A 22,639-nucleotide genomic window follows, 5' to 3' on the forward strand; every position below is an offset into this window, starting at 1 on the left:
GCGCGAGAAGGGAGGGGACTCGCCCCCTCCCTTCTCGCGCGTCTTGCGGTCCTGCCTACGCTTCGGTTGCTCCGCCCAGAACCTTGCCGATGGTGTAGCCCATCAGGCAGTTGCGGGTGTGGCTGAGGCAGTTCAGGTTGTGCGGGTAGGTGTTGAAGAACATCCCGCCCGAGGTGATGCCGGCTGCGAACAGCCCTTCGATGGGCTGGCGCTCCTTGTTCAGCACGCGGCACTCGGTGTCCACGAGCAGCCCTCCGCAGGTGTTCAGGCCGTCGGCGTACTCCTTCGTGGCGTAGAACGGCGGCGTGTCGATGGTCATCATCATATCGCCGGGGAAGTTGAAGTCCTCGTCCTTGCCGGCGGCGGCCATTTCGTTCCAGCGCTCGATGGTCGCCACGAACTCGTCTACCGGAACCTCCATGAGTTCAGCGAGCTCTTCGAGCGTGTCGGCTTTGAGTGCGTTCTCGCTCGTGGCTGCTGCGACCCATGTTTCTTTTGGGCCGTAGCACGAAGAGCTAGGCGTCCAGATCTTATCGATCTTCTCGCCGATGGCGCTGTCCACAATGTAGAAGTCGTACGTGCCGGGCTGCGCTTGGATGGCCATCGCCAGGTGCCCGTACGGCTCGTACTCGGGCGTAAAGCGCTTTCCCAGCTTGTTCACGCGCACGTACGGCATGAGCTGCTCGGGATCAAGGGCGATGGGCTGCGGGAACTCGTCTTCTGCCGCCCCTACCGCAAGGCCCATCTGGTGTCCGTCACCGGTGTTGCCGAACGCGCCGGTCAGCCAATGGCCGGGGACGCTGCGCGGACGGCAGCGCTCTTCGAGCATCTGCTGGTTGAACTCGTAACCGCCGGTGGCCAGCACGACGCCCTTGGCGCAGTTGTACTGCTCGTAGCCCTGTTCGCTTTTCACGATCACGCCGGTCACCTTGCCCGCGTCGTCGGTGACCAGCTGGCAGGCGGGCGTGTTGTAGCGTATCTCGACGCCGGCGTTCTGCAGGATGCCGGCGAGGATGCCGGCCAGCTCCCCCGGAGGGTACGGAAGGTTGAGCGAGGTGTTCCACGAGCGCGACATGCTCGTCTTGTCCCACTCGTCGCGGAAGTCGGGGAAGTCTCCTGCAGCGAACGTGAGAGGGTAGTCGTCAAGGTTCTGGTTGTCGAAGTGGCTGACGTACCAGTCGACGGCCTCGCCGTTCGCCTCGAGCCAATGGCGGTACAGCGCGACGTCGCCCTGGAACGAGCAGTCGATCATGGCATCGGCCAGCCATGCCTCGGTGTCGTACGTCATGCCCCAGTGCTGATGGATCTTGGAGTTCGTGCCGCCGATGGTGGCGGAGTTGTAGTTGCCGTTCGGTTGCTTCTCCACGGCGACGGTCTTCAGGCCGTGCTCGGCGCAAGAAAGGGCTGCCGCATCGCCCGCAGGGCCAAGGCCGCACACCACCACGTCCACGTCGTGCGTGGCCACGATGTCGTCGGCGGCGATGGGGTCGGCTACGAACGCGATCTCGCCTTCGCCCGCGGCGTTCACCTCGATCTCCTCCACGACGGGCCACACGGCCTGCGAGGGGTCGGTCGTCTGCATGGCGCCTGCCGATGCGCTCGTTCCCTCTGCGGATGCGCCGCCTGTGCCGCTCGATGCGGTCTGCGGCGCGCAGCCGGCAAGGCCGGCGAACGCGGCCAGTCCGGCCGCGGCGGCCGCTCCCGACAAAAACGAACGTCGGCTCAAGCCCTCGCGCTCTGCGCCTTCATGTGTTGAACGGTTCATGTCATCCTCCCTTGCTCCGTGGCGTCCGACCCGATGTCGGATCGCTTCGAACACGTCTCCCATCGTGGCCGTCCCATTGTGGTAACGCATCTTCCAAAACGGTATATTTTGCATTAACCGAGGTCGGAGAGCTTGGTTTCTCACGAGGTCAACGTGTGCTTGCGGTATGATGCTGGCGAAGCTGAGGAGGGAGGGGATGCCATGCGCCGTTTTCGGAGCGTGGAGGAAGCTGCGGCGGTGCGTGCGGGGGCGCGCTCGCTGGTCAAAACAGTGGTCGGGTCGTCGTTTCTGTGGGCATGGGGTTTTCTGTGCTATCTGAGCCCGGCGCTCATTCCGCAGCCGAACGCAGACGGCCAGAGCGTCGGGCTCGAATACGGGTTCTTCGCCTCGCAGGGGGCGGTCGTGTTGTTCGCGCTCGTTGTGGCGTTGCGTGCGCGTCGTCGTCGCATCGTCGTGCGAACGCCTGTGTTCCTCGGCGCGGCGGTGGCTTCGTCGCTCACCGTGGTCGTCCTCGCGCAGGCCGTGCGCGCAAGCGCGCTACCGGTTGTCCTTGCGTGCGGTGCCATCGATGGTTTCTGCGTTGCGCTGCTGGGGGCGGCCTGGGGCGCGCGTTATTCGCTGGGATCGCGCGGCATGCGTCCGCTTGTGGTGGTGTCGTTTCTGGCGGCGTACGTGCTGTACTTGCTGGCAGCCCATGTGCCCGGTCCTTGGTCGATGGCGGTCGCGTGCGCGCTGCCCCTCGCTTCATGGGCGCTGTGGATGAGCGATGCCTCGGCACGCCATGAGCTGTCTGCCGATGTGTTCCCTGATCGCGATACGCGCGACGGGGCTTCGATGCCCGGAGAACTGTCGGCCGGTCTCTGGGAGGCGCGCGTGCTTCCGTGGCGGGCGATCGGCGTGTTGGTGGCGGCTGCGTTCGTGGGAAACCTCGTGGCGTCGGTCGTTATGGGACGGGGCTATGCGAGCGTCGACAGCCTGTTCTTCGGCGGCGTCGTCGTGTGCGCATGCATCGCCACGATGTCGCTCGTGCCGTTGACGGCCGGTCGCAACGCGCTTTCGGTGGAGGGGGTTTACCGCATCACGCTCACGTTCACGGCGGTGGGACTTGTGGCCATCATGGTGTTCGGTGCGGCGGGCATTTCGGCGGGAGGGGCGCTCGTGCAGGGCAGCGCGTTCTTCTTGCAGGTGCTCGTGTTCCTGGTCGTCACGCAGAGTACGCAGGAGGAGGGTTTGTCGCCTTTGCTGTCGTTCAGCGTGGGGCAGGCCCTTATCGCAGGGGTCGTGTTCGTGGGCAACGTGTTGGGGAAGCAGGTGTTCGCGCTGTTCGGCTCCGAGGCGTCCGTGCTCGATGTCGTGTGCGGATGCGGGTTGCTCGCGCTGTTCTTCATGTTGGTGTCGCGTGCGAGCGCGGGCGAAGGGGGCGCGGGAGCGTGGAAAGCGCAAGGAGGGGTGGAGGAACAGACGGGGAAGGGGCCGCTTGCGTGCGCGGACGACGGCGCCTCCGCCCTTTCGGGCACCTCTTCGGCCGTCCCTTCGCGCTTCGAGCCGGTGCAAGCGGAGGTCGCTCCTTTTGCGGAGCGCTACGACCTCACGCCGCGCGAGACGGAGGTGCTCGGCTATCTTGTGCGCGGGCGCACGCTTCCCTACATCGCCGACGCGCTGTTCGTGACGACGGGCACGGTGAAAACGCATACGGTGCACATCTACCGCAAAGCGCAGGTGAGTTCCCGTCAAGAGCTGCTCGACCTGTTCGAGGCGGGTGCCTAGACGAACTCCCCCTTGCTGATGACGCGTTCGCCGTCAAGATAGAGGGTGGGGCGCAGGACGATGCCGTCGAGGTGACAGTCCGCTTTCGTGATGCCGCCGAACGAGGCGTTGGTGCCGAAGGCCACGTGGACGGTGCCGTAGAGCTTCTCGTCTTCGAGGATGATGCCGCACAGCTTCGCCGCCTCGTTCGTGCCGATGCCCAGCTCGGCGATGGTGCCGTTCTCGGGACGCTCGAACAGCACGCCGAGGCGCTCGGCGTACGGGCCGTGCTTGTCGGCCCCTTCGATTCGCACGAGGCGGCCATGCTCGACGGTGATGATCATCGGCGAGGCGAGGGTGCCGATGCCCACCATCGATCCGTCGATGGCCATGCTTCCGTTCGCCTCGGTCTCGAGGGGCGCGATGTAGGCTTCTCCCGAGGGGAAATTGCCGCTTGCCCCCGGCTTGCGATAAACGCCTGGGCTCGGCACGCCAGTGCGTCCGGCCAGCGAGAGCTCCAGCACATGGCCGTCTTTCTCGATGCGGGCGGTGCGGGCTCGTGTGAGGCGGTCGGCAAGCGCGAGGGTGCGGCGTTCCACCTCGGCGTAGTTGGCGCACGCGGCGCCCTCTCGCAGCATGTCCATGGTCACGCCGGGCATGGTGACCACGCGCGTACCGGTTGCCGCCGCAGCGATGCGCGCGTTCGTGTGGGTGATGGACTGCGCCGTGGGGCAGAGCGCGACGTCGGCCTCGCGCATGGCCGCTGCGACGACGGCGGGCGGCTCTTCGCCGGCCACACGACCCTCGGCCATGCGCAGGATGAGCGCGCGCCTGCCGAGGGCGCGGGCGGCTTCGTAGAAGAGCTCGCCAACCTCGCGCGTGGCATCGTCGGTGACCACGAGCAGCGTTTCGTGCGCGCCAAGCGCGAGGTTCGTCTCGATGATGGTGCGCGCTCGCTTGTCCAAATCCATGCGGTTCTGTCCTTTCGGTTCGTTTTTGCTGTTCAGCGCAGAGTGTTTCACGTGAAACGCTCTGCGGTTTGCGCTGCGCGGCTCGCGATGTCGCCGCCTTGCCCGCGAGTGGGCGGGGAGGCGCGCCGCCAGGCTGTCGAGAATGGCGAAACTCCGTTCTCTCCGCTGGAGGTGGCAGCGTGCCTCTTGCGCTGGGGATGGCGGTGTCCCGTCGGGAGTGGCAGCGTCCCCTTCGCCGGAAGCGGCGGTGCGTCTTCCTCCTTTCCCAGGTCGGGATGTCGGCACGCCCTCTCTTTTCCTTCCTCCGAATGGCGGTGCGCCTCCTCCTTCCGCCGGGGACAATAGGCGCCGTCGGTCTGCTTGTTCGTCGTGGGCTTGTTCGTCGTGGACAAGAGACCCCTTCCTTTGCCGTGGATGCGGGGCTTCGTCGTTCTGTCGGCTCTCCGGAGGTAGGGGCCTCCTTTTCCGTCGGGGACAGAGGAGGCTCCGCTCTTCAGCCATAAGCAGAGGGCACTCCATTCCTTTTCTCCAAGAGCAACGGAGGCGCCCCTCCCCCTCTCTCCACCGGGGGCAGGGCCCTCAGACTCTCCTCCCTTCGCCGGGGATGCGACGTTGCGTCGTCCTGTCGGCTCGCCGAGGGCGACGGCGCTCCTAACGGCTTGCCGGAGGCGGCGGGAAGGGGGCCGCATCGAACGTCGCTACGCCTGCGGATCGTCCGCGGGCAGCGCGCCCATCGTTTGGAGGTGCGCCATGCTTCCGTAGCGTGCCACGAAGCGTTCGAACTCCCCTTCGTCGTAGAACGCGCACTTCCCCTCGCCGAACGCCTTCGCCGCCTCTATCATGAACGATCCCGCCTCGTCGAGATCGCCCAGGTGCGTGGCGCCGGTGGCGCAGCCGGGGACGGCGGTCTCGGTGGTGACGGCCACGCCCACGACGGGCGCGTCGGTTGCGGTGCACGGCTGCAGGATGGAGTTCAGGTGGTACAGGCCGTTGCCATAGGGCGTGATGTCGGCCATCGACAGCGGGTAGGTGCGGGCGCGCCGACCCGTCGCGATTTCCATGAGCGATACCAGATCCTCGCTCACGCGCAGGATGCACCCCTGTTTCACCGTGGGCGAGATCATGAAGCCGCGCTCGTTCATGATGCGGTTGCCCTTCGTCGTGTCCACCACGAGCACGGCGTCCAGCTGTGCGCCGCCCACCTCCTCGCGGTTCACATCCGCCGTGGCCACAGGCGAGCCCATGAACGCCACCGGCTCGTGCGGAAACGTGGGCGCGTGCGGACACACGTGCGTGGAGACCACCACGTCGCCCGCCAGCACGTCGCCGCGCGCGTGCATCGACACGAGCTTCGCCGCGCACGCCAGCGCGACGAGCGCGCCATCGCCGTCCGACACGAAGCCGATGCGCTCCGGTCGCGCCCCCAGCCCGCCCAAGCGCCCAAGCAGCCCGATGGTGGGCGCGTCGCCGCCCGCCGAGCGCCCGCGCGAGCCGGGTATGCGCGCGCGCACCATGTCGGTGGCGCCTTTCGGCCCTTCCAGCACGTACGTCTCCGCATCGCAGTCGGGGTCGATGCCGCGCAGGAAGTCGACGACGGCCGCTCCGCTGGCGGCAGGGGAGTCCAGCAGATCGTACAGTTCGATCAACTGCTTGAATATCATGAAGCGCCTCCTTTGGGCTATGTCGCTATCGCATTCTGCGCTCGCATCCATGATAATACGGTTCAGTGCGGTTCAGGGCATCTTCGATGAAAGGTTCCGGCGAACATGAAAAGGATGATCGGCATTAAAGAGATCGAGGACATGGCGCTGGGCGCGACGGTCCTCGGCGCGGGCGGGGGAGGAGACCCCTATGTCGGCAAGCTCATGGCCATCGAGGCCATCAGGAAGTACGGCGAGGTTGAGCTTATCACGCCCGATGAGGTTCCCGACGATGCGATGGTGTGCGTCTCGCAGATGATGGGCGCGCCCACCATCATGGTGGAGAAAATCTGCAGCGGCCTCGAGCCCATGGCCACCTTCGACGAGCTTGTGCGCGAGTTGGGCCAGGAACCCTACGCCATCTACGCGGTGGAGGCGGGCGGCGTGAACTCCACCATCCCGTTCATTCTGGCAGCCACGCGCCGCATCCCCGTCGTCGACTGCGATCTCATGGGCCGCGCGTTCCCCGAGCTGCAGATGACCACGCTCGGCATCAACGGCGTGAAGGGCCAGCCGGCGGTTCTCGCCGACGAGAAGGGCAACACGGTGACGGTGCGCGGTATCGACGACAAGTGGCTCGAGCGCATCGCGCGCCAAGCCACGTCGGTGATGGGCGGCTACACCATCCTTGCGTCGTATCCCTGCACGGGACGCCAGCTGAAGGACTGCTGCATTCCGGGCACGCCGACGCTCTGCGAAAAGATCGGTCGGACGCTGCGCGAGGCGCGCGAGCGGCATGCCGACCCCATCGATGCCGTGCTCGACGTGACGGGCGGGTTCCGTCTGTTCCGCGGCAAGGTGGTGGACGTGGAGCGCAAAACCGACGGCATGTTCGTGCGCGGTCGCGCCGTGGTGTCGGGCCTCGACGAGGACAAGGGCAGCGAGATGGTCATCGAGTTCCAGAACGAGAACCTCATCGCGCTGCGCGACGGCGAACCGGTTGTGACGGCGCCCGACCTCATCATGTCGCTCGACAGGGAGTCGGGCGTGCCGGTGACCACCGAGGGCCTCAAGTACGGCGCCCGCGTCGTGGTGGTGGGCATGCCGTGCGCGCCGCAGTGGCGCGAGCCGCAGGGCTTGGCCGTGGTCGGTCCGCGCGCGTTCGGCTACGATGTGGACTACGTGCCGCTGGAGGAACGCGTGGCGGCTTCGCGCGCGGGCGATGCGGCGGGCGAGAGCGAGGAGGTGCGGGCGCGATGAGCATAAGCCAAAAGGAGCACGCGAAGACCGCGATCCATGAGATGAGGGAATCATGCGGTCGGGCCATCGCCGACGAGGCGGAGGGCGCGGCGAATCGCGTGACGAGTTTGACGGGCCATGCAGCCGTGCCGGACGCGTCGGAGAATCGCACGTGGCGCCTCGGCATCGACGTGGGCGGCACGAACACCGACGCCGTGGTCATCGACGGTGATCTCAACTTGGTCGCCGCGACGAAAAGCCCCACTACCGAGGACGTCATGAGCGGCATCGTTGCCGCCATGCACGAGGTGATCGCGCAGATCGGCGCGGATGCCGCGCGAAACATCGGATTCGCCATGCTGGGCACCACGCACTGCACGAACGCCATCGTCGAACGCAAGCGCCTCAACAAGGTGGCGGCCCTGCGCATCGGCGCGCCGGCCACGACGGCCATCAGCTGCATGGCCGATTGGCCTGTCGAGCTGAAGGACGCCATGCGCGTGCGCGACTTTTTGGTGCACGGCGGCAACGAGTTCGATGGCCGCGAGATCAGCGCGCTGTCCGAGGACGAGATTCGCGACGTTGCGCGCGTCGTGCGCGACGAGGGCTTCGAGTCCGTGGCGGTGACCAGCGTGTTCTCGCCGGTGTCCGACGCGCATGAGAAGCGCACCGCCGCCATCCTGCGCGAAGAGCTGGGCGAGGGCTTCCCTATCACGCTTTCGTCCGAGATCGGGTCGCTCGGCTTCCTCGAGCGCGAGAACGCCTCCATTCTCAATGCGGCGCTCTACGATGTGGCGCGCACGACCGCCGATGGCTTCGAGGCCGCGCTCGCGTCCGAGGGCCTTGCCGACGTGGCCGTGTACCTGGGACAGAACGACGGCACGCTCATGTCCGTGGACTACGCGAAGCGCTATCCCATCTTCACCATCGCGTGCGGGCCGACGAACTCCATTCGCGGCGCGTCGTTTTTGACGCAGGAAAAGGACGCCGTGGTCGTGGACATCGGCGGCACCACCACCGACGTGGGCGTGCTTGCGCACGGCTTCCCGCGCGAGAGCATGGTGGCCGTCGAGATCGGCGACGTGCGCACGAATTTCCGCATGCCCGACCTCGTGTCGGTGGGCCTCGGCGGCGGCTCGCTCGTGCGGCAGCTCGAGGACGGCTGCGTGACGGTGGGTCCCGACAGCGTGGGCTACCTCGTCACGCAGAAGGCGCTCTGCTTCGGCGGCGATACGCTGACGGCCACCGATATCGTGGTGGCGAAGGGCCTGGCCGAAGGCGTGGGCGACCCCGTGCTCGTGGCCGACCTCGACCCGGCGCTCGTGGATGCGGCATATGCCGAGATTACGCGCATCATCGAAGACGCGGTGGACGCCATGAAGACCTCGGCGGGCGATGTGACGGTCATCCTCGTGGGCGGCGGCTCCATCCTGGCTCCCGATGCGCTGGAAGGCTCCGACAACGTGCTGCGCCCGGAGAACTTCGGCGTGGCGAACGCCGTGGGATCGGCCATCGCGCAGGTGTCGGGGCAGGTCGCCAAGGTGTTCTCGCTGTCCGAAACGCCGCGTGACCAGGCGATTGCCGAGTCGAAGCGCCGTGCGTGCGACGAAGCCGTGGCCGCCGGGGCGAACCCGGACACTGTGGAGGTTGTGGATGTGGAGGACATTCCGATGGCCTACTTGGGCGATGCGCTGTGCATTCGTGTGAAGGCCGTGGGGGATTTGATGCTGTGACGTTGTCGCGGTGGTCAGCGTTGTGCGGGGTCGGCTTCGGGTTTGCTCCGAATCCGGCCCCGAAGGATTCTGTGCGGCCGGGGACGTTTCGAGTCGGTTTCGTGCTGTCGGCGGCATTTTGAGTCCGGTATCTCTGCCAAACCACCGTTGATGTGGGCCGGACCGGGGGCTCGGCTCAAGATCCGGCGAGCGTGAGCTCGCGTCAACGGCGGTTTGGCAGAGACGCGTCGATGCAGTAGCACAGAATCACGGTTATGAACGATTTTTCGTTCGGGTTAGATTTCATGACCTGGTATTTCTCAGAAAACATCTCTACGGGAAGCAGAAAAATCATTCATAAACGCGATTTTGTGCTAAATGTATTTCCGACCGCTGAAAGATCAGGGGTGGCGGAGGTCGGGTTTGTCCAACGCGCAGAGCCGTTCGACGGCGCAGAGGGCCTCGCCTCAGGATCAGGCGAGCATGGGCTCGTATTGATTTTGGTTTGATAGAGGCGGCCTGGTTTTGTGCGGTTTTGACGGAACCGCTATTAGGTGCGCCGCCTTTCGATCAAATGGAAGCGAGTGGATGTGCCGACCAGGGACTATGCGATAATATTTCGCATCTCTCGTGCCGTCGGGTTCGTCGGATGGCGGTTTTCCGTCATTTTCAGCAACACGTGGCGACCTCGCTCGGGAGGGTTTTCCACGAGCGGTGCTTCCCACTTGCCCTGTAGGGTAGGAAAGGCGGCGCGCGGCGGGGCGGGCGTATCCGTGTTGTGGGATAATGCAACTCGGAGTGCATAGGCGAAAAGGAGCGACCCATGTTGGAAGAGAGGCGGTCGGGCGAAGAGCGGTTCGGCGAGGAAGGGTCGTGCGAGAAGCGCGCGGCGCATCTCGCACTCATCCAGTTCGAGAGCGTGCTGTGCGATACGGCGGTCAACGTCGAGAAGGCGTGCCGGATGATCGCCGAGGCGGCAGCTCAAGGGGCCGACCTCGTAGTGCTGCCCGAGCTGTTCTCAACAGGCTACCAGTTGGACATCGTCGGTCCGCGCATGCCAGAACTGGCCGAGCCGGTTGATGGCTCCACCGTGCGCGCGCTGCAGGATGCGGCTCGTGCTGGCGGCTGCTACGTGGTTGCGGGGCTCGCGTTGACGCACATGTTGGCAGGCGTGGCTTACAACAGTGCGGTTTTCATCGGCCGTGACGGCGAGCTCATGGGCGTGTACGACAAGCAGCATTTGTGGGCGCTCGAGCGCTTCTACTTCCGTGCGGGCGCCGATTGCCCCGTGTTCGACACCGATTTCGGCCGTGTGGGCGTGATGATCTGCTACGACATGGGATTTCCCGAGGTGGCGCGCATGCTGGCTTTGCAGGGGGCCGAGTTGGTCGTATGCCCGTCGGCCTGGTGTGCCGAGGACATGGACGTGTGGGATGTGAACGTGCCCGCTCGAGCGCTCGAGAACACGGTGTTCGTGGCGGCTGTCAACCGCTTCGGCGAGGAGGACGGGCTCGTGATGCCGGGCCATACGAAAGTGTGCGACCCGCGGGGGCATGTGGTGGCCGAGCTGACCGAGGAGGCCGAAGGCGTGCTGCATGCGCATATCGACCTCGGTACCCTCGCCGCAGCGCGGCAAACGAGCCCCTACTTGCGAGACCGTCGCCCCGATCTCTACGACGCCGTGCTCCTGCCCTAAGTTCTCGCCCGCTTGCCGTGTTTTGCCGCCCGAAACGGAAACCCCGCCAAAGGGAGCCCTGCCCGTTCGCGGCGTCTGCTAACGGGAGCCCTATCGCCCGTTTGCGGAGCCCGTCGTCCGCGACGTGCCATGTCGAACGGGATGTTGTCGCCTGAAACGGTCGGAATTCGCACGAAAACCGACCGTTTCAGGCGACAACGGCGCCGTATGGCGGACCTGTTCAGCATGTCGACCGGCGCAAGTGAACTCAACCCGCGAGTCTGCAAGGGCGCGATCTTTGGATCGTGCGCGGGGGTGGGCGGCGCACGAATACCTATTCGCGATTTGCAACGTCCGAATGATCGGAATGCGCGTGGGATTGAACCGTTCGGACGGTCCGCGGAAAGCATGATGGTTTGGAAAGCGGTTTGCGAAGAGGTGCTCATCGCTGCGTATGAGGCATCCCTCTTCGAGGGTGATATTCGTTTTGCCGCGGCTTTTAGTCGTTCGACGGTGATGTCGATTCGGGCTTTGCCTTCCATATTGGATGTGATCCGATCAGGTGGCGCGCAGGGCGTCGCTGCGGAGACCATGCGTTTCGATCATGCGCATGCAACGTTCAAAAGGAGGGAATATGCCAGACAACACGCAGGGTACGGGAATCTCGCGCCGTTCGTTTATTGGCGGTGCCGGCATCGTTGCAGCGGGAGCGGCGGTTATGGGACTTGCCGGTTGCGCGCCCCAGTCGAATGCGGGATCGGGGGCATCGTCTGCAAAAGCCGGCGCGGCAACTGCGAATCGTTGGCAGTCCGAGGCTGCGGCAGCGTGGCGCACGGCGCCCGAGCCGGTGGACGAGGCCAGCATCTCCGATGGCGGCACCTATGATCTCGTCATCGTGGGTGGCGGCCAGTCCGGCACCTGGACGGCCAAGTCGGCCGCCAAGAACGGCTTGAAGGCCATCGTCATTGAAAGCCAGACCGCCGAAGACCATATGTTCGTCGGCGGCGAAGTGGGCACTATCAACAACCCCTGGGCGCTCGAGCATGGCGCGCGCGAGATCGATCCGCAGGAGTTCATGCGCGAGGTGTTCCGTCGCAATCAGGGTCGCAGCAACCAGCGTCTCATCAAGGACTACGTGGACCACTCCGGTGCGCTTCTGCAGGAGGTCATCGACGAGCTGGGCGAGGATTGGATGGCCGAACACACGCATGTGGGCTCGTGCCCGCCCGACGACCGCATCGTGCTCGACCCATCGGACTACAAGTACTTCCTCGGCACCGTCATCTTTCGCGATCCTGCGATGCAGCTTTCCGAGTGGAGTTGGGCCGAGGTTATGAACAAGCAGGTGGAGGTTGCGCAGGCCGCAGGCGCCGAGTGGGCGTACAATCACCATGCGGAGTACCTCGAGAAAGACGATGCCGGCCGTGTGACCGCCGTCATCGTGAAGGACAAGTCCGACGAAAGCTACAAGCGTTTCACGGCCGAAAAGGGCGTCATCCTGGCGGGCGGCGACTTCGCCGGCAACGTGGACATGTTGCGCGACATCAACGACGAGTATCGTCATTTGGCAGAGTCGCTGGGCAATATCGAGCTTGCCGCCAGCGCTCCTATGTTCCTCGAGCGCGACGGCTCGGGCATCGCGATGGGCGTGTGGGCGGGCGGCCATGTGGAAGTGGGCCCGCGCGCCGGCATGAACACCGGCCAGGCCGGCCCCGAGGCGCCGTGGGGTCCGGGCTCGCTCATGCTCAACCAGAACGGCTTGCGCTTCTGCGACGAGTGCGCCGGCGGCACCGAGGGGTCCGCGTACATGGTTCCGCGCCAGCCTGTTGGTTCCGTCGTGGCCATCAACGATGCGAACTGGCAGGACATCGTCTATACCATGCCCCCGTGCCACGGAGCAGTGGATTACCGTCGCGAAATCGGTTGGCCCGAGACCGTGTCGGGAATGGAGGCCGTCGTGCCCGGAACGGAGCCTTCGCCAGTGCAGTTGCCCTCCGCTACGGCCAAGGTGTACTGCGCCGAGACTGTCGAGGAGCTGGTGAGGATCGTCGGCGTGTGGGACGACGACCAGCAAAAGGCCGCTATCGAGGAGATCAAGCGCTACCAGGGCTTCGCCGCTGCGGGCAAGGACGAGGACTTCGCCAAGGATCCGCGCATCCTGGCTGTGACGCGCTGCGACACCCCGCCATTCTACGCCGTGGTGGGCGACTCGACGGCCATGAACCCCGGATTGTGCCAGACCGCCGGTCTCGACATAGACGCCGAGCATCACGTGCTCGACAGCAGCCTGCAGCCCATTCCCGGTTTGTTCTCCGTCGGCAATAACGCAGGCAATCGCTTCATCGTGCAGTATGCCACGCCGCTCGCTGGCATGAGTTTGGGCTTCTGCCTGACCGAGGGCACATTGCTTGCCGAACGCATTGCGAAGGGCGAAATCGCCTAGCGCAAGATTCCTTTCGGTGTTTTTTGACATCCCCCTCCCAGGGCCCGGCCATTGCCGGGCCCTTACTTATATTCGTCGTTGAGCTCGATGCGCTATACTGACAGGTTGACGAGACGAGGGGGAGCATGGCCGACGACAGAACAAGCCTGCCGTGTGCGCTGAGGAAGCGCCTGCCGAGGCCGTTAATACGCTTTCTGGGGTTCGCGTTTTTGCAGTGCTGGGTGCTGGCTGTGTTCTCCAGCTTCATTCCCTATGGCGACAACCCTGCCCGTCTTCCCGTCGGCTGGCTCCATTGCCTGTCATCCTTGGCATCTATTCTCACGGCGTGTGCCGTGCTGTTGCTCACCATCAGGCTGGTGCCCATGTCGCGGCGTAAAGAGTTAGGCCTGCTGATGGCTGTCGCAGGTTCGACGGGAACTCTGTTCGTGCACCTGGCCTCGAAGGCTGCAATGCCCGCATGGTGCGGTATGGTTGGCTTGATTTTGGTTGCAGTATGTGCCACTTGGCTTCACCTATCGTGGCAAGAGTATTTCTCGACACAGGGCGCGCAGGCGGCGGTGCTTGGATTCGCGTTGGCAACCATCGTCGGAATGTTGCTATTCTTTGCGCTGGGCTGGTTTCCTCGAGCCGTAGGGGTGGGCGTTGCGGTGGCGTTGCCTTTGGCGGCCGACCTTTCCTTGCGTCCCCATCGTGGCGCACGATTCTACCTGCGCGATGAGACTCCTTCCGTAAAAAGCACACGTGATTTGTGCGCTGATATCGCACATGATTGGTCGCCGCGCCTCATGACGGTGGTCTCCTTGGTGGCGTTGGCCTACGGAACGATGCGTGCCAGCAGTGTGCCGTCGCAGTCGCTGTCAAGCGTCGAGTTTTGGTTGCGCTTCGGTGGTGGTTTGGCGGCAGGTTCGGTGGTTGCATGCCTGGCCGTTTGGTCGGTGCAGCGTGGTTCCGTCATGCGTGCGTTCTACGTGGCGATCCCCTTGAGCGCGCTTGGCGTGATCGTGCGCGCTCTGCCTTTTAGCGGCGTGCCTGAGGCGTCTGCGTTCTTGGGAACATGCGGGTTCTTGCTGGTGAACTACCTGGTATGGATCGTCATGTTGGAAAGGGCGTACAGCCGCAAGCTGCCGGTGCTGGGGCTTCTGGCATCGTTGTGGACGGCATCGTACACAGGCGTGTTGGGCGGACAGCTCGTGGCCCTTGCGTGGCCGGTCGGCGCTGAGTTTCTGAACTATCTGGCGCTCTCCGCCTTATTGGCAGCATCGCTTTTGCTGGTGAGCATGAATGGGAAGCTGACGGTGTCGCAAACAGTTCTCGAGGCTTCCGAAGCGACGTCTGCCGCCCAGCGCGCTTTGGAGATAGCCGCGGAGGCGAAGCTCTCGCCACGGGAGACGGAAATCCTCGCCATCTGGCTGACCGGTCATAATGCCGCCTACATCGAAGACACCCTGCACATTTCGCGCAACACAGTGAAGACGCATCTCAAGCACATCTATCAGAAGACGGGTGTTGAGAGCAAAGAGGAGCTTCTGCGCAAATGAGCGCGAGCGGTTCCCGAGTGGTCGCGGTAGCCTGAGGCGGTCGGCTGCATGCAAGATCAGACCGCCTCAGGCTACGGTTGCGGATGGTCTGTCATCGGAGCGCCGATAGAGGGCGGCTTGCCGAAACGCACGTTTTCGCATGCTCATCCTCAAGCGCCATGTTTTCATGCGTGCGCTGCAGTACCGCTTCGGCAGCTCGAAGGGATTGAGCGCGGCGGAAGCGGTTTCAGGGCGCCTGGGCGAAACCGCTCGACGCGTGCCGAGTTTCAAGCTGCCGAAGCGAAGGAGGCCCGCAAGGGCGTTCCAAGCATCTATCCGGCATCCAGCCCTTCCGAGTTCGGATGGTCGAAGGTGCTCGACTGCTGGAATCCTAGCTCGGTCGAGGTTTTCTCCCAAATCCGTCGAAGCGCAGACCAATCGGACTTTCCCGGATTCATGGTGTTTGGCAGCAAGAGGCGCGGCGGCCGCTTCGGCTTCGAAGACCGAGGCGGCCGCCTTCGGAGGTTGGGCGCGAACGTCCGGTTGTTGCAGCGCCTGGCGACCGCAACCGTTGCGAATGTCCGTGCGATGCGGTGCTTACAGCACTTGGTCCGTTTCGGCGAACGCGACGGTTTCGACGTTCTTTGCCCGCGCGTATGCCAGCATGACAGCCCAGTACAGCGCACCGGCCAGCACAAGCGAGTTCAACCCGGGGATGCCGATGTTCATGACGCTTGTGACCTCTCCCACGATGAAGCCGGCGATCCAGCAGACGATGGAGATGGGATTCCACTTCTCCACCTTGGCCGGCAGCTTGCCTTGGGCGCGAGAGGCGTCCAAAGTGGGACGGCTGCGCTTTAGAACGAAGTAGTCCACCACCATGATACCGGCAACCGGAGGGATGGCCACTCCGAGCAACGTGAGGAAGTCCGTGAAGTAGTTGATGATGCCGATCACCGACAGAAACGTGCCCACGATGCCGAGTGTCCACACCAGGCCGTTGCGGCTGAGCTTTTTGTTGAACAGCGAGTTCACCATGGTGGCCAGACCAAGCGACGAAGAGTACAGGTTGATATCGTTGAGCTTCACCGTGGAGGCGACCACGATAACAACGCCGATCACGCCGGAAGTGCCCATCATGATGTCGACGACGTTCTCGGTTCCCATGGCGTGCGCCAAGAGCACGGCCAGGAGGTTCATGCCCAACTCGCCGACGAACGTGCCGATGAGCGTCATCCAGAACACCTGCGTGCCGTTCTTCAGGAAGCGCGCGTAATCGGGCGTGCAGATGGCTCCGGCGATGAAACCGCCCGCTACTATGGTGGTCGCCGCGCCCAGCGTGAGGGCCGGCCCCGGAGGCGCCGTAGTCAGAAGCTCGGTAAGCGAGTGGTTCTGCAAGATGATGGCCGCGGCCACGACGACCACGATCACGAAAAGCGGCACGAACACGGTGGCGAAGTTCGCGATGGCCTTGATGCCGAACACCACGAGCAGCGTGATGCCCAATCCGGTGATGATCGCCCAAAGGATGTACTCGGGCGTGACGCCGGGCATGAGGCCGGGCAGAACTTCCTCGGTGCCGAGGAAGTCCGTGAAGGGGACGATCTCGGCCATGCCTTCGCCGAACACCGCGTTCTGCACGCCGAACCATCCCACCATGGAGATGGCGACAACGCCGCCGAACAGCGCCGATCCCACCTTGCCGAAACCCGCCCAGCGCGAGAGCAAGCTGGTCGACAGTCCCTCGCGTGCGGCTGCGGTTCCCAGCGCCCAGCTGACAATCTGCAGAAGCACCGATCCGAGCATGGTCGCCAAGAACGCGTCCCAGAACGTCAGGCCGAAGCCCAGCGATGCGCCCAGCATTAGCTGGGAGACGCAGCAGATCGCGCCGATCCTGATGAAGAGAATTCGCCAAAACGGCTGTTTCGCTTCGTCAGGAACTCGCGACAGCGAGTAATCGATGTCGTGTTCCGGAGCCATGGTGTTCCTTTCTCGTGTTGGCTTGCGCTGCAGGGCTGCCATGTGACACGAGGTGGATCGCGGGAGCGTTTCGCACGGCGATTTTGCTGTGCGACGACGAGGCCGCTTCGGATCTTTCTCGTTTCCCTGCACGACGAAGGCGCGCTCTGCGTTTCGGAGTTGCTTTGGGGCGGGGTCTCGTAGTGCGGCGCCGTCTCGTCGTGGGCAAGATGGAGGGATTATACCCCGAAGCGCTTCCTGCTACGATGGGGCGGGCGAAGTTAACCGGTCGGTAACGCGAGACTATCCGCCGCCGTGCGCAAAGGGGGCGGGCGAAAAGCGGTTCGATGAAGGGCTTCGGTGCTTTCCGCGGACGCTTGCGAGGGGGGCTTTCGTCCGTTTCGCGCTTGGCGAGAGGACCGGGCTCGAGGGCGGGTGGGCAGACGATGCCTTTTTCTCATCCGCGGAAGTGCCGTTCTGTCCGTTTGTCCCGGTGAGCGAGTGCGACGGCTCGGGTGCGCGGACGCATGGGATGAAAAGCGGCGACGACACGCCCCGTCGTTCCCATGTGGCGCGCGCCTGCTCCGAAGCGCAGGCTCGTCCGTCGACCAGCCAAAGTGGTTCTTGACGCATCGGCTGCGCTCACGTGCAGGTTTATCCCCCCCCCTCCCCAAAAAAGACGTTCAATGTCGGCCGGTTTGCCGGGAGTGGATATTCGAGCGGACGCGCAGGCTCTTTCCAGGGGGCCGACCGTTGTCCTTCGCGCATGATTGGCGCGCAGGTTCGTTGCGCAGTCGGGGTTGGAGAAAGGGTGTGGATCGTCGTCGGAGCTCGTTGGGCGCGCGGATTCGTTCGAGGAATGTGTTCGATGCGCGCGTGTTTGGGCGTGGGGCGCGCTCTTGGGCGCGCGGGTTCGTTCGCCATCGCATGCGGGATGGCCGCTGGCACGATGGCGAGGCGTCTGCGGACGCTCAGGCTTGTTCCGCCTCCTCCGCGCGCTGGTCCTCTTGCCTCGAAAGCGATGGTGAGTTCGCGGGTGTTGCCAAGCTGGGCGTGTTGTGCGGTGGACATTGGTGCTAGAATGCCCGCATGCGCAAAAGGCCGCAGAACATTCGGCAGATCCTTGAGACCCCGCTCATGGGGTTCGGCATCGTGCTGCTTTCTCTCGTGTGCTTTCTGATTTTGCTTTGGGTGCTCATCATACTTGTGAGGGTTGTGCTGGGTTGAGTTCCGTCACCGACAAGGCCGACAAGCTCGGCGCGCGACAGGGGTAGAGCACGTTTATGTGGCAAAGGTTCACATTGTACGATGTGCGGGTGATCGGCCATTACCTCGGCGTGCTCGTGCTGTTCTCGTCGCTGGCGCTGCTGGTGCCGTTTGTCACGGCCGTTGCTTGCCAAGAATGGAAGCCTGCGGCTCATTACCTGCTCGCCATTGGCGTGGCGCTCATCGTGGGCGTTGCACTGCGTTTTCTGCGCATCGAGCCCGGCCGGCTTGATCGGCAGCAGGCGCTTGCCGTCACCGGATTCGCATGGATTGTGCTGTCGTTCATCGCGTCGATCCCCTTGTACCTTTCCGGCCATTACGCTACGCATCTAGATGCGCTGTTCGACTGCGTGTCGGGCATGACCACCACGGGCGCAAGCGTCATCCTCGACCTCGACCATCTGTCGAACGCCGACAACATGTGGCGCTTCATGCTGCATCTCATGGGAGGTTTCGGCCTGATTGTGGTTGCGCTTTCGTTCGGGCTGTTCGGCAAGCGCGTGGGCGCGAGCCTGTACATGTCCGAAGGCCGTAGCGAGCACGTGGTGCCCAACGTCGTGCAAACCACGCAGTTCATCGCGAAAATCGGCATGGGCATCATCTTGGTGGCCACGGTTATCCTGACGGGGTTGTGCCTGATCATCGGCATGGAGCCGCTGCGGGCGTTTCTGCAGGCGCTGTGGTTGTCTGTTTCGGGCTTCACCACGGGCGGCTTTGCTCCCATGAGCCAGAGCGTGATGTACTATCACTCTTTTCCCATCGAAGTGGTGCTCATGCTGGTCATGCTGGTGGGCTCCATCAGCTTCGTGCTGCATGCGGAGGTGTGGAAAGGCCGTGTGGCGGTGTTTTTCCGCGATCTCGAGATACGCACGATGGTGCTGTGGCTTGCGGTGGTGACGTGCGTGTTCGCGGCCTCGCTCAGCGCGAGCGCCGACTTCTCCAATTTGCCCGCCATGTTGCGGCGCGGCCTGTTTATGGTGATCTCGGCGTTCTCCACCACGGGTTTTCAGAACATCACGACGAACCAACTGGAAACGTCGCTTACGTCGGGTGCGTTTCTCGTGCTGGCGATGCTCATGGCGGTGGGCGGCAGCGGCGGTTCCACGTCGGGCGGCATCAAGTTCAGCCGCATGGGCATCATCGCGAAGTCCATGGTGTCCACCATCAAAGAGGCGCTTGCGCCCGATTCGGCGCGCGTGGTGGTGGCGTACAACCACGTGGGGCGGCGCGTGCTCACGCCCGACATCGTGAAAGAGGCCATGACGGTGTTCATCCTGTACGTTGTCACGTACGCAGTGGGGGCGCTCGTGGGCATCGCGCATGGGTTCGAAGCCGCGCCGGCCATTTTCGAGTCCGTGTCGATGGCCAGCAACGGCGGCATCGTTTCATCGTTGGCGACGCCTGGGATGGCGCCGACGCTCGAGGTGTTCTACATCGTGCAGATGTGGGCGGGACGCTTGGAGTTCGTGACGCTCATCGCCTTGGCGGTTGAGATCGCGGTGTCGCTCAATCCGAAGAAATGGATGGTGAGACGATGAGGACCGGCTGGCGAACGGCTGCGTGCGCGCGGTTGGGGTTGGCTTTGGGGCCGAGGCGGGTTTCGAGGCCTAAGCTGGCGAGGGAGCTGGTCTCGAAGCTGGGCTTGGCGATGGCGCTTGCGATGGCGCTTGGACTTGCGGGTATGCCGATGCTTGGCTGCATGGACGGGAGGTCGGACGTTGCTTTCGCCGACGAGCCTGCGGAGGGTGGCAATGCGGTGAATACCCAGCAGCTTCCTGACAGTTCGTTCATCTACGACACATCCATCGGCGATCTTGCCCAAGCCGACTCCTATTACGACAACCAGACCGTGCAAGTGGTGGGGGAGGTTGTCGGTGACGGCATCCGGTCGGGTTTGGATGATCGCCATCAATGGATCACGCTTTCGGCCGAGGGCGACTCGTCAACGATATCGGCGTACATGACCTCTGAGCAAGTGATGAAAATCGACACGTTCGGCAGGTATGGCGCACGTGGCACCATGCTGCAGGTGCGTGGAACGTTCCACTTGGTATGCCCCGATCACGATGGTATTTCCGATCTCCATGCTGAAGTGGTGACAGTGGTGTCGCGCGGTGAGGAGATGCCGGACGAGTTCGATGCGAAGGCGTTCGTTCCCGGCGTCGTGACTGTGGCGGCTGGCTTGGCCATGCTCGGGGTGTTCTACTGGTTGCGCGAGCGACAGCGCTAAGCGCGAGAAGGGGAGGGCGTGTGCAGAAGGGGCAGGTCGTCAAGCTTGATCGCGGGTATCCTCTCGTGCGCACCGAGCGCGGAGAGCTCGTGCGCTGTGAGCATGCCACCGCATTGGTGAAGGGCGAGGAGGTGCGCGCCGTCATAGGTGATTTCGTGGACGTCGACGTACCGGAGGGCCATGACAAGGGCATCATTGGCGGCATTCGGCCGCGCACGCGCGCGTTTGTGCGCAAAGACCCCACCGAACGCGCGTTGCCGCAGGTGCTGGCGGCGAATTTCGACCGAGTGCTCGTGGCGCAGCCGCTGGCCGACGTGAACGTGCGGAGGCTCGAGCGCGAGCTGGTGCTGGCGTACGAGACGGGCGCTGCGGTGACCGTCGTGTTGACGAAGGCCGACCTTGCGGAAAGCGAGGAGCACGCCGCTGCCGTGAGCGACCGTGTGCGCGCGCTCGTGGGACCGGATGTTCGGACGCTTGTCGTATCGGAGAACGATCCCGCCAGCATAGAGTCTGTGCGCGCGCTCGTGCCTGCGGGCACCACAGCCGTGCTCATCGGGAAGAGCGGCGTGGGGAAATCGAGCATGGTGAACATGCTGGTGGGATCCGCCGTGCAGGAGACGACGCCTGTGCGCGACGACGGCAAGGGCCGCCATACCACGGTGAGCCGCGAGATGGTGGCCGTGCCCGGCGGCGGCTTCATCGTGGACATGCCTGGCGTGCGGGGTCTGGGGTTGTGGGAGGCCGATGCCGGCATAGGGGCGGCTTTCGCCGACGTGGAGAAGCTGGCCGAGCAGTGCCGTTTCCGCGATTGTCGCCATGTGGACGAGCCTGGTTGCGCCGTGCGTGCCGCTGTGGGCTCCGGCGCATTGAGCGCCGAGAGGTTCGAGTCCTATCAGGCGCTCAAACGCGAGACGCACGAGCTGCGTGATCGGCGCGAGCAGGCGCGCCGCATGCGCGGCGAAAAAGCCTCCGACCGCACGAAGGCCTCCGCCCGCAAAGGCAAGCCTCGCAAGAGGCGCTAGGGCGGTGCGCGCTCGGCTGCGGATCTGGTATGCGCACGCATTGGCTACATAGCGTGTGAAAATTGGTTACAAATTATGTTATATTCGCTAAAGTCTTCGGTTTGCTCGCCATATTAAAAACCGTTGCGTCTTTTTCGGCGAATGCGAGCTCTTTCAGCTGGTTGTACGGCATGTCGAAAAGTTTTTGGTAGAGGGTATGCCGAGTTTCGCCAGCGTTTCGTCGCAGAGGCGGCGTCCGCGCTCGATGGTTGCTAGCTCCCGCATCCGCTTTTCACGCGTCGTGTTTTCTACGTTGCCGTCTAGGGTGAAGGTCGTTGGGTGACGGGCTCTGGCTGATGGCGATGATTCGAGGAGGACTGGTGCAGCATGCGTATGGCCTCGGGCGACGTCAGCCCCACCGTCGCGAGGGCCGCCTCATCGCGCTGTTCGAGATCATGGTTCATATGCGTGTTGGCCTGCGCTGTTCGGGATGCCTTTCGCCCCTCTTTCGCTATTGCTTCCATTTTGTCTATGCGGCATGGCGCGCAATAGGAGGAGAGCGCCCTGGTCGTTTCTGCTATACTTCGCTATGGCCTTCGTGGGGTCGGGGCGCGCGTCGATCCTGCGAAAGCTGCGCGTTTGCATCGTTGGGCCCTGCACTCGCGGACTGTCAGTTGCCCATAGCCCGCGGCGATGCCGTGCGGAACCGCTGTTCGCTCACCGCCTGTTGGGCGATGCGTTCGCCTGCTCCGCGCTGTTGTGCCGTGTGGAGACAAGGAGTGTGAAACCATGACCAACAAGAAGACGGCGTACCTTGCCCAATCTGGCATGATCGCGGCTGTGTACGCGGCGGCCACTCTTGCGGCGCTGATGCTGCTGCAAGGACTTGCGTGGGGTCCGGTGCAGTTCCGCATCTCGGAGGCGGTGTGCGTGTTGGCGGCGCTCACGCCCTCGGCGGTGCCAGGGCTTACGGTGGGATGCGCTCTGGCGAACCTCATCGCGCTCGCTATCAACGGTACGGGTGCGCTCGGTCTGCTCGACGTGGTTTTCGGCAGCTTGGCGACGTTCATCGGAGCGCTGTGGTGCTGGAAGATGCGAGAGCGTCCGAAGCTGGCGTTGCTCGGCCCCGTGATTGCGAACGCTCTCATCGTGCCCGCTTATCTGCCGCTTTTGCTTCAGGGTTTGGGCTATTACACCATTCCGTTCACCACGATCGCGCTTGATGGCATGTATGTGCCCATGTACCTGTTCGGCGTTGTGGCCACAGGTGTCGGCGAGGCGCTTGTCATGTACGTGCTGGGGCTGCCGCTGCTTGAAGCCCTCAAGCGCTTTGGCGTGGCGAAGAAAGTGGCTGCTCGCGTCGAGTGAGGGCGCAGGCGGTAGCGCCGCCTCCGCTCCTCTCGCTTCCGACTCCCGCCTCCTGGGCCCTTTGCCTTCGGCTACCGCGCGCCCAAACTCCTTGTTTGCCCATCTGC

The 22,639-nt window shown here is 64.0% G+C and carries 16 protein-coding genes; 12 read left to right on the forward strand and 4 right to left on the reverse strand.

Translation table 11 applies throughout. The features are described 5' to 3' along the window. Positions 1-55: 55 nt before the first annotated feature. On the reverse strand, positions 56-1,765 hold the full coding sequence (locus tag B5F40_RS06470) for an FAD-dependent oxidoreductase (protein ID WP_140396436.1): 1,710 nt from the start codon (positions 1,763-1,765) through the stop codon (positions 56-58). 201 nt (positions 1,766-1,966) lie between these two features. Here B5F40_RS06470 and B5F40_RS06475 point away from each other — a divergent pair, with 201 nt between their 5' ends. Further along, positions 1,967-3,532, forward strand: a complete 1,566-nt coding sequence (locus B5F40_RS06475) for a response regulator transcription factor (protein ID WP_087193538.1) — start codon at positions 1,967-1,969, stop codon at positions 3,530-3,532. Here the strand turns inward: B5F40_RS06475 and B5F40_RS06480 are convergent. Together B5F40_RS06480 and B5F40_RS06490 are read right to left on the reverse strand one after the other, a co-directional pair. After that, positions 3,529-4,482 carry an aminopeptidase gene (locus B5F40_RS06480; protein ID WP_087193539.1) on the reverse strand — a complete coding sequence of 318 codons (954 nt, stop codon included), beginning with the start codon at positions 4,480-4,482 and terminating at the stop codon, positions 3,529-3,531. The two genes, B5F40_RS06475 and B5F40_RS06480, sit on opposite strands and share 4 nt — an antisense overlap. A gap of 698 nt (positions 4,483-5,180) precedes the next feature. After that, positions 5,181-6,143, reverse strand: a complete 963-nt coding sequence (locus B5F40_RS06490; RefSeq protein WP_087193541.1) for a DUF1177 domain-containing protein — start codon at positions 6,141-6,143, stop codon at positions 5,181-5,183. Between the two features lie 105 nt (positions 6,144-6,248). Between B5F40_RS06490 and B5F40_RS06495 the strand changes: the two genes are divergently transcribed. From B5F40_RS06495 to B5F40_RS06515, 6 genes are all read left to right on the forward strand, one after another. Beyond that, positions 6,249-7,382 (forward strand): DUF917 domain-containing protein, encoded by a 1,134-nt coding sequence (locus tag B5F40_RS06495; protein WP_087193542.1) that lies wholly within the window; start codon positions 6,249-6,251, stop codon positions 7,380-7,382. Continuing rightward, positions 7,379-9,094 carry a hydantoinase/oxoprolinase family protein gene (locus B5F40_RS06500; RefSeq protein WP_239442934.1) on the forward strand — a complete coding sequence of 572 codons (1,716 nt, stop codon included), beginning with the start codon at positions 7,379-7,381 and terminating at the stop codon, positions 9,092-9,094. Before B5F40_RS06495 ends, B5F40_RS06500 begins: the two co-directional genes overlap by 4 nt. A 254-nt stretch (positions 9,095-9,348) precedes the next feature. Beyond that, a complete protein-coding gene (locus B5F40_RS15880; RefSeq protein WP_140396437.1) occupies positions 9,349-9,582 on the forward strand; it encodes a hypothetical protein in 234 nt (77 codons plus the stop codon). A 314-nt stretch (positions 9,583-9,896) separates the two neighbouring features. Then, positions 9,897-10,769: a nitrilase-related carbon-nitrogen hydrolase gene (locus B5F40_RS06505; RefSeq protein ID WP_087193543.1), complete on the forward strand. Its 873-nt coding sequence runs from the start codon at positions 9,897-9,899 to the stop codon at positions 10,767-10,769. A 613-nt stretch (positions 10,770-11,382) separates the two neighbouring features. Beyond that, positions 11,383-13,191: an FAD-dependent oxidoreductase gene (locus B5F40_RS06510; protein WP_162610914.1), complete on the forward strand. Its 1,809-nt coding sequence runs from the start codon at positions 11,383-11,385 to the stop codon at positions 13,189-13,191. A gap of 125 nt (positions 13,192-13,316) precedes the next feature. Further along, the gene (locus B5F40_RS06515) at positions 13,317-14,729 is read left to right on the forward strand and encodes a helix-turn-helix transcriptional regulator (RefSeq protein ID WP_087193545.1); all 1,413 of its coding nucleotides are present in this window, start codon (positions 13,317-13,319) and stop codon (positions 14,727-14,729) included. A gap of 576 nt (positions 14,730-15,305) precedes the next feature. Here B5F40_RS06515 and B5F40_RS06520 read toward each other — a convergent pair. Continuing rightward, entirely contained in the window at positions 15,306-16,688 is a 1,383-nt protein-coding gene (locus tag B5F40_RS06520) for a purine-cytosine permease family protein (protein WP_087193546.1), read from the reverse strand. A 1,068-nt stretch (positions 16,689-17,756) separates the two neighbouring features. On the opposite strand from B5F40_RS06520, the gene B5F40_RS16405 reads away from it, so the two are divergent. From B5F40_RS16405 to B5F40_RS06540, 5 genes are all read left to right on the forward strand, one after another. After that, positions 17,757-17,894 (forward strand): hypothetical protein, encoded by a 138-nt coding sequence (locus tag B5F40_RS16405; protein WP_204217344.1) that lies wholly within the window; start codon positions 17,757-17,759, stop codon positions 17,892-17,894. A gap of 56 nt (positions 17,895-17,950) precedes the next feature. Further along, positions 17,951-19,471, forward strand: a complete 1,521-nt coding sequence (locus B5F40_RS06525) for a TrkH family potassium uptake protein (RefSeq protein WP_087193547.1) — start codon at positions 17,951-17,953, stop codon at positions 19,469-19,471. After that, positions 19,468-20,163 carry a hydrolase gene (locus tag B5F40_RS06530; RefSeq protein WP_239442935.1) on the forward strand — a complete coding sequence of 232 codons (696 nt, stop codon included), beginning with the start codon at positions 19,468-19,470 and terminating at the stop codon, positions 20,161-20,163. Before B5F40_RS06525 ends, B5F40_RS06530 begins: the two co-directional genes overlap by 4 nt. 20 nt (positions 20,164-20,183) lie before the next feature. Continuing rightward, complete coding sequence (gene rsgA, locus B5F40_RS06535; protein ID WP_087193548.1) at positions 20,184-21,185, forward strand: ribosome small subunit-dependent GTPase A; 1,002 nt, start codon at positions 20,184-20,186, stop codon at positions 21,183-21,185. A 768-nt stretch (positions 21,186-21,953) separates the two neighbouring features. Continuing rightward, positions 21,954-22,532, forward strand: coding sequence for a QueT transporter family protein (locus B5F40_RS06540; RefSeq protein ID WP_087193549.1), 579 nt, complete (start codon positions 21,954-21,956; stop codon positions 22,530-22,532). Positions 22,533-22,639 lie beyond the last annotated feature (107 nt).

Source organism: Gordonibacter sp. An230, assembly GCF_002159915.1.
Lineage (GTDB): Bacteria > Actinomycetota > Coriobacteriia > Coriobacteriales > Eggerthellaceae > Rubneribacter.

What these genes read in the sequence shown, in the direction of transcription:
- B5F40_RS06470 (WP_140396436.1), bottom strand. Translation starts at nt 1,765, where the DNA reads ATGAACCGTTCAACACATGAAGGCGCAGAGCGCGAGGGCTTGAGCCGA.
- B5F40_RS16405 (WP_204217344.1), top strand. Translation starts at nt 17,757, where the DNA reads ATGCGCAAAAGGCCGCAGAACATTCGGCAGATCCTTGAGACCCCGCTC.
- B5F40_RS06490 (WP_087193541.1), bottom strand. Translation starts at nt 6,143, where the DNA reads ATGATATTCAAGCAGTTGATCGAACTGTACGATCTGCTGGACTCCCCT.
- B5F40_RS06505 (WP_087193543.1), top strand. Translation starts at nt 9,897, where the DNA reads ATGTTGGAAGAGAGGCGGTCGGGCGAAGAGCGGTTCGGCGAGGAAGGG.
- B5F40_RS06525 (WP_087193547.1), top strand. Translation starts at nt 17,951, where the DNA reads ATGTGGCAAAGGTTCACATTGTACGATGTGCGGGTGATCGGCCATTAC.
- B5F40_RS06515 (WP_087193545.1), top strand. Translation starts at nt 13,317, where the DNA reads ATGGCCGACGACAGAACAAGCCTGCCGTGTGCGCTGAGGAAGCGCCTG.
- B5F40_RS06540 (WP_087193549.1), top strand. Translation starts at nt 21,954, where the DNA reads ATGACCAACAAGAAGACGGCGTACCTTGCCCAATCTGGCATGATCGCG.
- B5F40_RS06530 (WP_239442935.1), top strand. Translation starts at nt 19,468, where the DNA reads ATGAGGACCGGCTGGCGAACGGCTGCGTGCGCGCGGTTGGGGTTGGCT.
- B5F40_RS06520 (WP_087193546.1), bottom strand. Translation starts at nt 16,688, where the DNA reads ATGGCTCCGGAACACGACATCGATTACTCGCTGTCGCGAGTTCCTGAC.
- B5F40_RS06475 (WP_087193538.1), top strand. Translation starts at nt 1,967, where the DNA reads ATGCGCCGTTTTCGGAGCGTGGAGGAAGCTGCGGCGGTGCGTGCGGGG.
- B5F40_RS06510 (WP_162610914.1), top strand. Translation starts at nt 11,383, where the DNA reads ATGCCAGACAACACGCAGGGTACGGGAATCTCGCGCCGTTCGTTTATT.
- B5F40_RS06495 (WP_087193542.1), top strand. Translation starts at nt 6,249, where the DNA reads ATGAAAAGGATGATCGGCATTAAAGAGATCGAGGACATGGCGCTGGGC.
- B5F40_RS06500 (WP_239442934.1), top strand. Translation starts at nt 7,379, where the DNA reads ATGAGCATAAGCCAAAAGGAGCACGCGAAGACCGCGATCCATGAGATG.
- B5F40_RS06480 (WP_087193539.1), bottom strand. Translation starts at nt 4,482, where the DNA reads ATGGATTTGGACAAGCGAGCGCGCACCATCATCGAGACGAACCTCGCG.
- B5F40_RS15880 (WP_140396437.1), top strand. Translation starts at nt 9,349, where the DNA reads ATGAACGATTTTTCGTTCGGGTTAGATTTCATGACCTGGTATTTCTCA.